Raw genomic sequence first — 13,915 nt, 5'->3', positions numbered from 1 at the left:
CATGATCGAAACCTTGCCCGTCGCACCGTGGCGGCTGTTCGCCGTCGAGGTCCGTTCGGTACGTCGACTCAGCCCGTCCTTCGTCCGGGTCACCTTCACCGGTCCCGACCTGGACCGCTTCGCCGACAACGGCTACGACCAGCGGATAAAACTGGCGTTTCCGCTACCCGACCAGGTCGGCGTGCACCTGCCACAGGGGCCGGACTGGTACGCGTGCTGGCGGGCCCTGCCGGTCGAGGAACGCAACCCGATCCGGACGTACACGGTGCGCGCGGTCCGACCGGAGCTGAACGAGGTCGACGTCGACCTGGTGTTGCACGGTGACGGCGGGCCGGCGACCCGGTGGGCACGGCGGGTGGGTGCCGGCGACCGGATCGCTGTCGTGGGCCCGGATTCGGCGTACGACGGTGACCACGGTGGGGTCGAGTTCCGGCCCCCGTCGTCCGGGTGCCTTCTGCTGGCTGGTGACGAGACGGCGGTACCGGCGATCAGCGGCATCTGTGAGCGGCTGCCGCACGAGGCACGCGGTCGGGTGCTGCTTGAGGTCCCGGCGGCCGGCGACGCGCTGCCGCTGGTCATGCCGCCCGGTATCCAGGTGACCTGGCTGCCCCGGGGCTCCGGTGGCTACGGCAGCCGGCTCGTAGCCGCCGTCACCGCTGCGGCCGGTGACCTGCTGGCCGGCGCCGCGACCAGCAGGAGTGTGCCGGTCCCGCAACCGGTGAACGATGTGGACGTGGATCGGGAAATTCTGTGGGAGGTTCCCGACGCACCCCCGTCGGCACCGCTCTACGCCTGGTTGGCGGGTGAGGCCGGAGTGATCCGCACCCTCCGTCGGCATCTGGTCGACGAACGCGGCTTGGACCGTCGCGCCGTGGCCTTCATGGGTTACTGGCGCGAAGGTCGCGCCGACCCCTCCTGACCAATGTCGATCATGAGGTTGTCGGCATTCGGGAAGATCGGTGCCGCCGTCAACCTCATGATCGACGGGTGGGCGCTGCTCACGGCACGATGACGGCCCGGCCCTCCAGCGTGCCGTCCAACATCATCCGGTAGGCGCTCATCGCGTCGTCCAGACTGAACGTGGTCGTCTTCGGGCGCACCAATCCGCGTGCGCCGAGCTCCAGCACCTCCAGCAGCTCCGGACGGCTACCCCAGTAGGTGGTCTGGATGCTGACCTCGTACGGCACGGAGAAGAAGCCGACCGACAGCGAGCCACCGCCGATCCCCACGATGGTCAGGTCACCCACGGTCCGGGCGACAGCGACGCCCAGCTTCAGGGTGGCGTCGGCACCGACGAAGTCGAGCACCACGTCGGCCCCCCGACCGCCGGTGATCCTGCGGATCTCGTCGGCGGTGCTGTCGGCCGAACGCAACGTCACATCGGCACCGCAATCCTCGGCGAGACGCAACGCCTCGTCGCGGGTGTCCACCGCGATGACCCGAGCGGCGGTGGTGGCTTTGAGGATCTGCACGCCGACGTGCCCGAGCCCACCGACGCCGATCACCACCGCCGTGCTGGCGGGCGTCAACTTCGGCCAGGACCGGCGGATCGCGTGGTACGGGGTGAGACCAGCGTCGGTGAGCGGCGCGGCGTCGACCGGTTCGAGCCCCTCGGGCAGCGGCAGCACGTGCCGGGCGTCCGGCACCAACTCGTACTCGGTCATGCCGCCGTCCAGCCCCAGTCCGCCACCGCCCCCCGGCACCGGCGCGGCGACCGGATTCTCACAGTAGTTGTCGACGCCGACCCGGCAGCGGGCGCAGCGACCGCAGCCCCAGGGACCGTAGACCGCGACCGGCTGCCCCACCTCCAACCCGGTCACGCCGGAGCCGAGTCGGTGGACCCAACCCGCGTTCTCGTGCCCGAGTGTGAACGGCGGATCCCAGGGCAGGCCGCCGGCCTCGAAGTCGTGCATGAGATGCAGGTCCGAGTGGCAGGCACCGGCGGCGCCGATCCGCACCACCACCTCACCCGGGCCGGGTGTCGGCTCGTCGACCTCGACCAGCTCCGGCTCCGTCTTCCAAGCGGGTAGCCGTAGTGCACGCATCCCAGTCTCCTGTCGGTCGGTGACACCTCTCTCCGGCTCCCCGGCAGGTCCCGACCCAAACCCCTCGGCAGGTGTTTGGTGTCATCAAGGTGGGCGTCCCTCCCGGTGGCCTCCGTCAGCGCGTCGTCCGGAGACCACCGTCGGCGGCACCGTCGTCAGCGACCGGCCATCGTCATCTGCCGGATCGCCCTGGCCGTCGCCATCCCGCCGGCACCTTTGCCCATCGTCCGCGACGCGTGCCCGAGGCCGCCCGCACGGCCGAGCATGCCGCGCAGCACCTGCCCGGGCTTCTGTTGCTCACCCATGTAGGCGGTGACGACGATCAGGGCGCCGGTCAGCGCCGGGATCGCCCACTGCAGCGCCTTCATCTGGCGTTGGCAGGAGGCCACGTTCGACGGTGTCTGCTGGTTCGGCTCGGTGACTCCCTCGACCGAAGGCTGACCGGCCCTGGACATTCGCATACCGAGCAGCCGGCTGTACCCGGTCACCGCCAGGGCACTGACGGTGAGTGCGGTCTTCACCGTGCTCGCCCGGCCGACGCCGGCCTGAACGGCCATGCGCGGACTTTCGGTCACCAGCTCGCCTACCGCTCCGGCGAGGTGGGCACCGATCGCCGCAGCGTTGACCGGTGTCCACCGGTTCCAACCGGTCGACGCCATCGGGAGCCGTTGGGTCGAGTCACCGATCCGGGCCGCGGCACCGTTGACGCCGAAGGCGCCCATCAGAGAGCCGCCGAACCAGGCCGCCAGGCCCAGGTCGTGCATCGAACGCAGTGCGGTGTGGCTGTCAGACATCTGGGTCCCCTTCCACCGTGTCGGGCGCAGCGGCTTACCCAGGTTGGGGACCGCTAATCGCGCGACCGGGCGAGGCGGGCGAGCCGCCGCGGGCCCCTTCCCCCTCAGGCGCCGGTGGCTCGGTCGCGCGCGGGGTAGCCGAGGATCTCGACGAGGTCGCCGGTGGCTGCGGTGAAAGCGTCGTAGATCTCGTCATCGAAGTGATTGCGCCAGTCTCCAGCCTTGCCCTTGCGGTAATGGGAGATGCGGCCCGAGTCCTCCTGCTCCTTCCGCATCCTGGAGAAGCTGTAGCGGTCGAGGAGTTCCGTCAACTCGGACGGCGGCAGGACGATCCCGCAGTGCCGCATGAGTTGATCCACCTCGTCGAACTGTGACTCGCCGGTGAGGGCTTCGTACCGGAACAGGCGGAACTTGTCCGTTGGCTTGGCGATCGCCCACGACCGGAGGCTCTTGAAGAGCTTTCGTTCGACGAGGCGGTCGATCACATGCAGCATCCCCTCCTTCATCGGCCTCTCCTGCAGAATGCTCCGAGCCTGCAGGATGTCACCCATCGGCGCATGTGAGTTCCGCAGGGAGAAGTAGCTGGAGACGACGATGTCGCGGGGATCCCGGATCACGAAGAATGCGCGATGGTTGTCGGATTTGGATATGGTTCGGAACCGTCCGTAGCCGCGAAAGACCGCGAGTGCCGCACGCCCCGGCGGGATGTCGTTCAGGCGTCCTTTGTAAAAGCGCGGGTCGTAGGGGAGGAGCCCGGAATTGCGGTACACGATAGGGTCACTGAAGAGTGCCTTCACCCATTGGCTACCCGTCTTGTGCACCGTGCAGTGATAGATGTTGTCGTATTCGCAACGAGCAACCACCGGAACTGTGAGTCGCAGCCTGGCGTTGTGGGCCTCAAGCTGTGCGCGTCGCACCACGACACGCACCGAGTTGGGTGCGTGTTGCTTGGCGAAGTCAAGAGTTCGATTGATCATCGCTCTAACCTTATCCGTGCCTGCGGGACGAAGGGGTCCGATGCTTGTTCGTCGGGGCTCGGGTCAGCCAGAACCCGTCAGGCTTCGCCTTCTCCGCACCGTACGACGACGTGACGCTAGGAATATCCCCGACCGTCCTATTAAAGTCAATCCCCGCTGACGTGTGCGGCCGGTGCGACGATACCTACGACCATGGGTGTCGGCGCAGATACCTTCTGATTCGTCGACGGATACCGGTCCGCTGTGCCGCGAGTCGATTACATAACGTACGTCAGGCTGAACCAGAACGTCAGGGCCGCAGCACGGCCCGCCGCCGGCCGAGGTCGCGCCGGAAGGCGAGGTGGGCGGCGGCGCCGGTGATCAGCGCGACAAGCGCCACCGACGCCGGTAGCGCGACCGTCGCGACAAAGACCAGCAGCAGGAAGACCGCTGTGGCAGCTCCGGTCGCCTCCACCGCCGCCACGACGGCCCGTCGGCGGTTGCCGTCGCCCACCGTCACAAGGAACGCGACCGCGCCGACGAAGGTCGCCGTGGCGCCGACGAGGATTGCCAGGGACGAGTCCTCGAGGGTCCACCTTCGATAGGGGAAGTTGTGTGGGGACTCCGGGATCATGGAGAGGCGGGACGAAACCGTCAGCTGTGGACAGTCAGCCCGTGGGGAGGTCGGCGGCGAAGCTGGCGACCCGTGCGGCGAACGGATCGGCGGCACGAGCCCAGGTGAAGTGGTCCACCGTGGTGCCGGGTGGTGGGGAGAACCGCTCCCGCTCGACGCGGGCCGAGGTCAGCTTCGCGCAGAGTCGATCAAGGGTCGGGTGCGGCGTGTACTGGTCGCCGTCGACGCTGATCGCCAACACGGGGGTGCGGATCCGACCCACCGCCGCCTCGGCGTCCAACCCGTCGATGGGTGGGAAGCAGCCGGTGCGGGCGGTGTGTGCCCAGTCACGGATCACCCCGCGTGCCTGCCGGCCGCCGAAACCCCAACCTGGCCAGACTCCGAGCAGTCGGGTGGTGGCGGCGATGCCACGGGCATAGGGCAGTACGCCGTAGCGCCGCAGACCGGTGAAGTCACGCCAGTAGGGGATGCCGACCGCGACGAGGGCCAGCCCGTCGACCTCGTGTTCGCGGTGCAGGGCCAGGTGCAGCACAGCGGCCTGACCGCCGAGGGAGTGACCGAGTAGCAGGCTTCGGCGGCCAGCGAGCCGGGGTTTGAGCGCCGTCAGCACCGTCCCGATGTCGGTGGCCAGTTCGGCGTAGCCGTACCGGCAGGAACGGCTCGGGCGGGGGGTGCTCTCGCCGGTGCCGCGGAGGTCCGCCACGGCCACGGCCAGACCGACGGCACGCATCTCGACGGCGAAGTGCCGGTAGTAGCGGGCCGGCACCCCCATCGCCGGCACGACCAGAACCACCGGGGCGTCGGTCACCCCCTCCGGCTCCGGGTAGACCTGCACGCCGAGACGTGCGCCGTCGACCTGAACGAACTCCTGCTGGTACTCCCGCGTGTCCACGGCCACATGTTACTGGCTGGTAGGCAGTGGTGGCGTGCCGCCCTGCGATGGCGTCTGCCGGTGGTCCGTGGCGCTTCGACGGGGTCGGGCTCGGAGTGGTAGGAGGCGGCCACCGGCCAGCTCCTGCCGCCGACGACGGGCATAAAAGCCGGCGGTCGGGGTGTTGCCCAGAGCAGGTCCGGCAGCAGCGTCCGCGGCGTGCCGGGCGGGTGTCCGCACCGGCTGTCGGGGCGTACGGCTACGCTCGCTGCGGCGTGTCCGCGCCGGGCCGACCGCCGACGACGCGGGGGAGCACATCGCCGAGACCGGGGAGTACGACCAGTTGACCGCAGAGCCTGACACCCTGTATGGGGCCGACGACCTCACCCACCTCGAGGGGCTGGACGCCGTCCGCAAGCGGCCCGGCATGTACATCGGCTCGACCGACAGCCGTGGCGTGGGTCACCTCGTCAACGAGATCCTCGACAACTCGACCGACGAGGGCGTCGCTGGCCACGCCACCGCCATCGAGGTCGTCCTGCACGCCGACGGCTCGGTGCAGGTCGACGACGACGGCCGCGGCATCCCCACCGACGTGCACGCCCGCTCTGGCATCTCCGGCGTCGAGCTGGTGCTCACCCGCCTGCACGCCGGTGGCAAGTTCGGTGGCTCCGGCTACAAGACCTCCGGCGGCCTGCACGGCGTGGGGGCCTCGGCGGTGAACGCCCTGTCCCGCCGCTTCGACGTCACCGTGCGTCGGGGCGGCAAGGTGCACACCATGTCGTTCCGGCACGGGGTGCCGGGCATCTTCGACGGCGACGGTCCCGAGGCGCCCTTCACCGCCGGCCCAGGGCTCCAGGTCGTCGGCGCCATGAAGCGCGGCAGCCGCACCGGCACCTCGATCCGCTACTGGCACGACCCCCGCTACTTCGAGACCGGTGCCACCCTCGACCACGACGCCGTGCGGGCCAAGCTGCGCAACACCGCCTTCCTGGTCCCCGGCGTCGGCTACACCCTGCGCGACCGCACCACGGAGGAACCCACCGAGGAGCGCTTCCACTATCCCGACGGCCTCACCGACATGGTGGAGTTCCTCGCCCCGGCCGGCGATCGGCCGGTCTCCGGCACCCTGCTCGTCACCGGCGAGGGGACGTACCGGGAGAACGCCGCCGACGCCAACGGGGTCATGCAGTCCAACGTGCAGCGCCGGGCCGAGGTCGAGATCGCTTTCCGCTGGGGCACCGGATACGAACGCACCGTCGAGTGCTTCACCAACACCATTCGCAACGCCCACGGCGGCACCCACCGGAAAGGCTTCGAGCGTGCGTTGGCGCGCACCCTGGCTGATGCCGTGCGCACCGCCCGGGGTCTGCTCAAGGCCAAGGAGGACGCGCCCACGCTCGACGACGTGCTGGAGGGCATGACGGCGGTGGTGCACGTCCGGGTGCCCGAGCCGCAGTTCACCTCGCAGACCAAGGACGAGCTATCCACCGCCGGGATCACGAAGGTCGTGCAGGGCCTGGTCGAGCAGCACGTCAAGTCCTGGCTCGACGACCGTAGGACGCGTACCGAGGCGCGTACGGTCCTCCAGAAGATCGTCGACGCGTCCCGGGTACGCCTCACCCAGAAGCAGCAGAAGGACGCGGCCCGGCGCAAGACCGCCCTCGAAGGTGCGGCGATGCCCGCGAAACTCGTCGACTGCAGAGCCTCGGGCATCGACAGGAGCGAGCTGTTCATCGTGGAGGGGGACAGCGCCCTGGGCACCGGTAGGCTCGCCCGCTCCGCCGAGTACCAGGCGCTGCTGCCGATCCGCGGCAAGATCCTCAACGTGCAGAAGGCCAATCTGCAGCAGGTGCTCGACAACGCCGAGTGCGCGGCGATCGTGCAGGTGCTCGGTGCCGGTTCCGGGCGCACCTTCGACCTGTCGGCGCTGCGCTACGGTCGGGTGCTCATCATGGCCGACGCCGATGTCGACGGGGCGCACATCCGGACGCTGCTCATCACCCTCTTCGCCCGGTACATGCGACCGTTGATCGAGGCGGGCCGGCTCTACGCCGCGATGCCGCCCCTGCACAAGATCACCACCAGAGGGCGTAACCCGGAGACCGTCTACACCTACACCCAGGCGGAGATGGAGGCGACGGTGCGCCGGTTCGAGAAGGCCGGCAAGCAGATCGTCACCCCGGTGCCCCGGTTCAAGGGTCTCGGTGAGATGGACGCCGACGAGCTGTGGGACACCACCATGAACCCCGCCACCCGCGCCGTACGCCGGATCACCCTCGACGACGTCGACGCCGCCGAGCGGATCCTCGAACTGCTCATGGGGGAGAAGGTCGAGCCGCGGCGCAACTGGTTGATCGACTCCGCCGACCGGGTCGACCGTGACGCCATCGACGCCTGACCATCGCGTCTGTCGGAAGGAAAGCTGAGCCATGGCACGCCGCAAGGAGACGAAGGTCGACCATTCCGCGTTCGACCGGGCCGGCGCGCGGGTCATCGACAACCCGCTCACCACCGAGGTGTCCGACTCCTACCTGGAGTACGCCTTCTCGGTCATCCACTCCCGGGCGCTACCCGACGCGCGCGACGGCCTCAAGCCGGTGCATCGACGCATCCTCTGGTCGATGTACGAGCAGGGTCACCGCCCGGACCGGGCGCACGTGAAATCCGCCCGGATCGTCGGCGACGCGATGGGTAAGTACCATCCGCACGGCGACACCGCGATCTACGACGCGATGGTCCGGCTGGCACAGGACTTCTCACTCAACGTGCCACTCATCGACGGGCACGGAAACTTCGGCTCCCCTGACGACGGGCCAGCGGCGGCGAGGTACACCGAGGCCCGGATGTCACGCGAGGCCATGCTGCTCGTCGGTGAGCTGGGCGAGGACACCGTCGACGTCGAGCCCAACTACGACGGCTCGCTGACCCAGCCCACCGTGCTGCCGGCCGCCTTCCCGAACCTGCTCGTCAACGGTGCCGCCGGGATCGCCGTCGGGATGGCGACGAACATGATCCCACACAACCTGGGTGAGGTCGTCGCGGCGGCCCGGTGGCTGATCCGGCACCCGAACGCCACCCTCGACAAGCTGATGGAGTTCGTGCCCGGTCCCGACCTGCCCACCGGCGGCATGCTGCTCGGCCTCGACGAGGTACGTCGGGCGTACGAGACCGGTCGGGGCGTGGTGCGGATGCGCGGCAAGGTGGAGATCGGGCCACTGGAGGGCAGCCGGGGCCGGCAGGCCATCACGGTTGTCGAGTTGCCCTACGGTGTCGGCGCGGAGAAGGTCATCGCGGCCATCACGAACGAGGTGACCAAGACCAAGCGGCTCACCGGGATCGCCGACGTCAAGGACCTCACCGACCGGGAGAGCGGCACCCGCCTGGTGATCGAGTGCAAGGTCGGTGTCAACCCGCAGGCACTGCTGGCCGACCTCTACCGGTTGACCCCGCTGGAGCAGTCCTTCGGCGTCAACAATCTGGTGCTCGTCGACGGTCAGCCGCGCACCCTGGGGCTCAAGGAACTGCTCGAGGTGTTCCTGGCCCACCGCTACGAGGTGGTGACCCGGCGCAGCGCGTACCGCAAGCGCCGGCGGGAGGAGCGGCTGCACCTCGTCGACGGTCTGCTCGTCGCTCTGCTCGACATCGACAAGGTTGTCAAGCTGATCCGGGGCAGCGAGGACGCCCAGGCGGCCCGTAGCGGCCTGATGCGCCAGTTCGGGCTCTCCGAGACTCAGGCCAACTACATCCTGGACACTCCGCTGCGCCGGCTGACCAAGTACGACCGGCTGGAACTGGAGGCCGAGCAGCAGAAGCTGCGTGCCGAGATCGCCGAGCTGTCGACGATCCTGGACGACGATAACGTGCTGAAGAAGGTCGTCTCGGACGAGTTGGCGGCCGTGGTCAAGCAGTTCGCCGCACCCCGGCGGACGACGCTCGTCGACGGTGACCTCAAGGAGGTGCTGGCCGCGTCCGTGCCGGCCGGGCCGTTGGAGGTTGCCGACGATCCCTGTCAGGTGATCCTGTCGGCCACCGGGCTGGTGGCCCGCACCGCGGCCGAGTCGGAGGAGTCCGCCGAGGGGCGTCGCCGGCACGGTCGGGTCAAGCACGACGCGGTACGCGCCGTGGTACACACCACGGCCCGGGGACGGGTGTTGTTGGTGACGAGCGCCGGCCGCGCGTTCAAGGTGGACGTGTTGCCGCTACCGGTGCTGCCGGAGCAGGCCGGCACCGTGTCGTTGCGCGGCGGTATGTCCGCCGCCGAGCTGGTGTCGTTGGAGCCGGGCGAGACCGTGGTCGGTCTGGCCCCGCTCGGTGCCTTGGCCGAGGGCTCACCTGGCCTGGCACTCGGCACCCGGCACGGCGTGGTGAAGGTGTGTGCCCCAGACTGGCCGGTGCGCTCCGACGAGTTCGAGGTGATCGGGCTGCGCGACGGAGACGCAGTGGTCGGGGCTACCTGGCTGACCGACGGCGCCGAGACGCTCGCCTTCCTGACCAGTGCGGCTGCATTGCTGCGGTTCCCTGCTGGGACGATTCGGCCGCAGGGGCTCAAGGGCGGCGGGATGGCTGGCGTCGCCGTGCCGTCCGGTGCGCGGGTGGTGTTCTTCGGCGCGGTCCGCACCGACGACGCGGAGCACGGTGAGCCGATGGTGGTCACCTCGACCGGCGCGACGGTCAAGGTGACGCCCCTGTCGGCGTACCCGGCGAAGGGGCGGGCGACCGGCGGGGTGCGTGCCCACCGGTTCCTCAAGGGCGAGACCGACGTGGTGGTCGGCTGGGTCGGCCCCCGGCCGGTGGGCTCGACGGCCAACGGCGATGCGGTGGAGCTGCCGGCGGCCGATCCGCGCCGCGACGGCTCCGGCTTCGCGGTCATGCTCGGCCCGGCCGTGGTCGGCCACCAGATCGACCGTGAGTGAGGCGTGCTGCTGTCCCGGCACACCGACCTCGGCCGCGCGCATCCGGCAGCCCGGCCCGCTCCAGACTGTTAGGCAAGTGAGGAAACCTCGACCCGGTGGGCGAGGCCAGCAGTGGGCGACCGCAGCAGAGCTTCAGTGCGCCTCTGCGACTCGCTGGTGCCGTAGTGCGTCGATCACCGCGTCGACCACCCGTTGTCGTCCGCGTCCGTCCACGGCCGCCCAGGCGCGGGCTGACAGCTCCGCCCGGCGTGCCCCGTCGTCGAGTAGTGCCGCGAGGGTAGCGACGGCGGCGCGGGTCGCCGGACCGCCGCTGGCCAGCGCGGGCAGCTCACCGAGCCCGGCGACCAGACCCGCCTGCACCACCCGGTGGTACGACTCACGCTGGTTGTCCACCACACAGACCAGCGCCGACGGCGCCCCGAGGCAGCAGAGTTCCCAGGTGGAGGTACCAGCGGCGCTGACCACCAGGTCCGCCGCGGCGATCAGGGCGGGCAGCGTACCGGTGGGCGGCACCGGCAGCAGCGACTGCCCGGGCCCCGGCGTCAGTCGGGCCATCCGCGCCGCCAGTTCGGGCCGGCCGACGACGACGGTGAGTTCCATCGGTTGGCCGGTCGACAGCAGCATCTCGGTCAGCGTCGGTGCCGCGCCGGCCGCGTCGGTGCCGCCGAAGAAGGCCAGCACCGAGGGGGGATCCACGGTCACCGCCGGGCGCGGGGCCGCTGGCCGGGCGGCCAGCACACCCTCGCGCAGCAGGGCGTACCCGCTGCCGGCCAGCAGCCGGCCCGCCGGTACCGCCAGGTCGGTGGCGAAGTTCTGGTCGAGATAGAGGTCGGCGTCCTGGCCGCGGGTGTCCCCGTCGACGATGGCCAGGGTCAGCACCCCGGCGGCCCGCAGCGCGCCCGCACCGGCCGGATCCAGCTCGTACGAGTCGAGGACCAGCACGTCGAGGTCGTGCCGGCGGGCCATGGCGACCAGACCGTCCGGGGTGTCCGGGCCGGGTCGCAACGCGATACCCCGGACGGTGAGCTGGTCGGCCGCCCAACCGACGCCGTCGACCGTGCCGAAGACCTCGACGGTGGCACCCCGGGCCTGGAACTCCTCACCGAGGGCGAGACAACGGACCAGGTGCCCGACACCGCGTAGCGGTCCGGCATCGCAGCGCAGCCCGACGCGTACCGTGCTCAGCGTTCCTCCAACCGCTTCTGACGGACATCGGCGTTGAGCGTGCGCAGGGCCGGCTGACCGTCGAGCCAGTCGGCGAGCTTGGCCAGTGGCACACTGACGTCACCGAAGTGGTCGACCACCGCCCGGACCAACTCCCAGTCGCGGTCGGTGTCGAGGGTGAGGCGCAGATTCGAGCGGGCCGGGGTGAGGGTGACCCCGAGCACCCGGAACACCTCCGGATGCGCGTACGCGTATGAGGTCACGTGCACGCGATGGTGTTCCGTGGCGAGCCGGTCGACGGTTCGCAGCGCGTCCGCCCTGATGATCTCCACGTCCAGCCCCCGGGGGAGGGTGCGTGCGATCGACGTGCTGGCGTAGTCCAGCCCCGGCACGGCCCGGTACACTGCGGCGACCAGACTGACGATCTCCGGGTCCAGCAGTGGACAGTCGGCGGTGAACCGCATGACCGCGTCGGCGGGGTGAGCGTCCAGGGCGCCGACGAAGCGGGTGAGTACGTCGTCGACCGGCCCCCGGTGCCAGGCGACACCGAGCCGGTCGCACTCGGCGACGACCGCGTCGTCACTGCTGTCGCTGCTGGTCGCCACGACAATTTCGGCGAGCACGCCGCTGTCCTGGGCGGCCCGCACCACCCGGCCCAGTACGGTGCGTCCGGCCAACGGGCGCAGCACCTTACCGGGCAGCCGGGACGAGCCCATCCGCGCCTGTACGATGCCGACGATCCGGTCGGTCACTGCTGTCCTCCCTGCTTCGTGGCGATGGCGGCACGGGCCCGGCGTTTGGCGGCGCGTGCACCGCGCTTGGCCATCCGGGCCGGGGTGATGGCCAGCCGTCCGACCTTGTAGCTGAGCGAGCCGCTCAGCAGGTTGATCTTCGCTTCGGCCCGGCGGAGTGCCCGCTCCCGAGAGGTGAGCAGGTCCTCGGTCCACTTCAGCAACGCGGCCAGCCGGGTGTTCTCCTCCTGCTGACGCAGCCACGCCTCACGGAGCTGCTGGTAGCTGCGGGGGCCCGGCGGCGGGTCGGTCGGGCTGGGCGTGGCTGTCACCTCCGGCTGCGTCGCGGCCTCGACGACGGCCCGGTCGAAGTCGCGTCCGGCGACCCCACCGAGCACCACGGTCAGCCCTGCCACGTCCAGTGTGGACGTCCACGGGTGGGCGTACCCGCCGGTGAGCAGGTCGGCGGCGAAGTGTCTCAACGTCCGGGCCAGCACCACGTCGACGGTCAGCGGGGTGTCGGCCGTCCAACCCCGGTCGAGTACCGCCCAGCGATCACCGTCGACGACCAGGTTGTCCGCCCGGGCCACGGCTGCCGCTCCGGCGACGAGCCCCTGCTCGGCCTGGCCGTCGAGCCAGTCGGCGTACCCGCGCAGCAGCCGACGCAGCAGTGCCGTGTCCCGGCGCAGGCACCCGTCGAGCAGCAGGCTGCGCAGCAGACGTCCGTCCGGCACCGGACCCTCCGCTGCGGCCGGGTCGCGGTGGGCCGACTCCGAACCGGAATGCACCGCGTCGGGTGAGGTGCAGGGCACGGTGATGCCGCTGGGGTGCCAGTGCCAGCCCTGCGGCCCGTCCCGCACCTCGACGACGGTGCCGCCCACCGCGTCGGCGACGAACGCCACCGGCAGCCGGTCGGCCCCCTCGGACCCGGGTGGCGGGTTGTCCGACCGGTCGACGCGCCGTAGCCGGTGAGCCGCGTCGCCGGTGTCGGCCGGCTCGGGGTCGTGCCCGGGACCGGTTGGCCGGCGGGCGAGGACCAGCCAGGACGGGGCCAGTTCGGCGGCGCGTCCCGCGTGCAGGGCGTCCACGGCCAACCGGGCCGGATCGGCCAGGACGAACTGACCGGTGTACCCGGCGGTGCAGGCGGTGTGCAGCACCGCGTCGAACAGCCCGCTCGTGGTACGCCGAGCCAACTCGTCGACGGTCAGCAGCGCGGTGGTCAGGTCGGGACGCGGATAGCCGGCATAGCAGGTGCCGGGGAGCATCCCGGCATCGTCCAACCGCTGACGTACCTGCTCCAGGCTGCCCGGCCGGCCGGCGTCGAGCACCCCGCCCACGGTCCAGTCGGCATCGTTCCGGCCGGCGTACCAGCTCCCGGCGGCGACCAGCCGATGTACGCCGAGAGGATTGTCCAGACGTAGCAGCAGGTCGCCGCCGGGACGGACAGCCGCCACCAGGCGGGCCAGCAGCCCGCCCCAACCGAGCCGCTCACCCTCGACCGACTCGACCGCGTCCAACCCGGCACCGGCGATCACCACGTCGTACTCCTCGCCGGCGGGCAGGCCGTAGGGTCCGGCGACCAGCACCCGGTCCACCCGTCCGGCCACCGCCGCCGCATCCGGGTAGCCGCGCAGCAGGCAGGTGAGCCGGGCGTGGGCCAGCGCGTCGAGCAGCGCCGGGCTGTGCGGCCCGGCCAGCAGCACCCGAGCGCCGGCCGGCACCAGGTGGGCGGCCAGCGCGGCGAGGGGGCCGTCGTCGGCCGCTTCGACCCGGTCGGACCAGGTGAGCATCTCGCCACCGGGCA

The 13,915-nt window shown here is 70.7% G+C and carries 11 protein-coding genes; 3 read left to right on the top strand and 8 right to left on the bottom strand.

Annotated elements, in window-relative coordinates; genetic code table 11:
* Position 1 precedes the first annotated feature (1 nt).
* Positions 2 to 919, top strand: coding sequence for a siderophore-interacting protein (locus HCA58_RS10875; RefSeq protein WP_169597653.1), 918 nt, complete (start codon positions 2 to 4; stop codon positions 917 to 919).
* 79 nt (positions 920 to 998) lie between these two features.
* Here the strand turns inward: HCA58_RS10875 and HCA58_RS10870 are convergent, their stop codons facing one another.
* From HCA58_RS10870 to HCA58_RS10850, 5 genes are all read right to left on the bottom strand, one after another.
* On the bottom strand, positions 999 to 2,045 hold the full coding sequence (locus HCA58_RS10870; RefSeq protein WP_169597652.1) for an NAD(P)-dependent alcohol dehydrogenase: 1,047 nt from the start codon (positions 2,043 to 2,045) through the stop codon (positions 999 to 1,001).
* 155 nt (positions 2,046 to 2,200) lie between these two features.
* The gene (locus HCA58_RS10865) at positions 2,201 to 2,839 is read right to left on the bottom strand and encodes a hypothetical protein (protein ID WP_169597651.1); all 639 of its coding nucleotides are present in this window, start codon (positions 2,837 to 2,839) and stop codon (positions 2,201 to 2,203) included.
* A gap of 104 nt (positions 2,840 to 2,943) precedes the next feature.
* Positions 2,944 to 3,816 (bottom strand): sulfotransferase domain-containing protein, encoded by an 873-nt coding sequence (locus HCA58_RS10860; RefSeq protein WP_169597650.1) that lies wholly within the window; start codon positions 3,814 to 3,816, stop codon positions 2,944 to 2,946.
* 289 nt (positions 3,817 to 4,105) lie between these two features.
* Entirely contained in the window at positions 4,106 to 4,429 is a 324-nt protein-coding gene (locus tag HCA58_RS10855) for a hypothetical protein (protein WP_169597649.1), read from the bottom strand.
* Positions 4,430 to 4,463: 34 nt separating this feature from the next.
* Positions 4,464 to 5,321 carry an alpha/beta fold hydrolase gene (locus HCA58_RS10850; protein WP_169597648.1) on the bottom strand — a complete coding sequence of 286 codons (858 nt, stop codon included), beginning with the start codon at positions 5,319 to 5,321 and terminating at the stop codon, positions 4,464 to 4,466.
* Positions 5,322 to 5,643: 322 nt separating this feature from the next.
* Here HCA58_RS10850 and HCA58_RS10845 point away from each other — a divergent pair, with 322 nt between their 5' ends.
* Both HCA58_RS10845 and HCA58_RS10840 read left to right on the top strand, forming a co-directional pair.
* Entirely contained in the window at positions 5,644 to 7,701 is a 2,058-nt protein-coding gene (locus HCA58_RS10845) for a DNA topoisomerase IV subunit B (RefSeq protein WP_169597699.1), read from the top strand.
* A gap of 31 nt (positions 7,702 to 7,732) precedes the next feature.
* Positions 7,733 to 10,216, top strand: coding sequence for a DNA topoisomerase IV subunit A (locus tag HCA58_RS10840; RefSeq protein WP_169597647.1), 2,484 nt, complete (start codon positions 7,733 to 7,735; stop codon positions 10,214 to 10,216).
* Positions 10,217 to 10,348: 132 nt separating this feature from the next.
* On the opposite strand, the gene HCA58_RS10835 is transcribed toward HCA58_RS10840, so the two are convergent.
* The 3 genes from HCA58_RS10835 to HCA58_RS10825 are packed head-to-tail and all read right to left on the bottom strand — an operon-like array spanning position 10,349 to position 13,901.
* Positions 10,349 to 11,401 carry a spore coat protein gene (locus HCA58_RS10835; RefSeq protein WP_169597698.1) on the bottom strand — a complete coding sequence of 351 codons (1,053 nt, stop codon included), beginning with the start codon at positions 11,399 to 11,401 and terminating at the stop codon, positions 10,349 to 10,351.
* Entirely contained in the window at positions 11,398 to 12,132 is a 735-nt protein-coding gene (locus HCA58_RS10830) for a glycosyltransferase family protein (protein ID WP_169597646.1), read from the bottom strand. The genes HCA58_RS10835 and HCA58_RS10830 overlap by 4 nt, the downstream gene beginning before the upstream one ends.
* Entirely contained in the window at positions 12,129 to 13,901 is a 1,773-nt protein-coding gene (locus HCA58_RS10825) for a class I SAM-dependent methyltransferase (protein WP_169597697.1), read from the bottom strand. Before HCA58_RS10825 ends, HCA58_RS10830 begins: the two co-directional genes overlap by 4 nt.
* Positions 13,902 to 13,915: the final 14 nt, after the last annotated feature.

The sequence above is a fragment of the Micromonospora sp. HNM0581 genome, assembly GCF_012726175.1.
GTDB lineage: Bacteria > Actinomycetota > Actinomycetes > Mycobacteriales > Micromonosporaceae > Micromonospora.
This window is presented reverse-complemented; position numbering and strand designations above follow the sequence as displayed.

Excerpts from the sequence above, each read along its gene's own strand:
- HCA58_RS10875 (WP_169597653.1), top strand. The coding sequence starts at position 2 with ATGATCGAAACCTTGCCCGTCGCACCGTGGCGGCTGTTCGCCGTCGAG.
- HCA58_RS10870 (WP_169597652.1), bottom strand. The coding sequence starts at position 2,045 with ATGCGTGCACTACGGCTACCCGCTTGGAAGACGGAGCCGGAGCTGGTC.
- HCA58_RS10865 (WP_169597651.1), bottom strand. The coding sequence starts at position 2,839 with ATGTCTGACAGCCACACCGCACTGCGTTCGATGCACGACCTGGGCCTG.
- HCA58_RS10860 (WP_169597650.1), bottom strand. The coding sequence starts at position 3,816 with ATGATCAATCGAACTCTTGACTTCGCCAAGCAACACGCACCCAACTCG.
- HCA58_RS10855 (WP_169597649.1), bottom strand. The coding sequence starts at position 4,429 with ATGATCCCGGAGTCCCCACACAACTTCCCCTATCGAAGGTGGACCCTC.
- HCA58_RS10840 (WP_169597647.1), top strand. The coding sequence starts at position 7,733 with ATGGCACGCCGCAAGGAGACGAAGGTCGACCATTCCGCGTTCGACCGG.
- HCA58_RS10825 (WP_169597697.1), bottom strand. The coding sequence starts at position 13,901 with ATGCTCACCTGGTCCGACCGGGTCGAAGCGGCCGACGACGGCCCCCTC.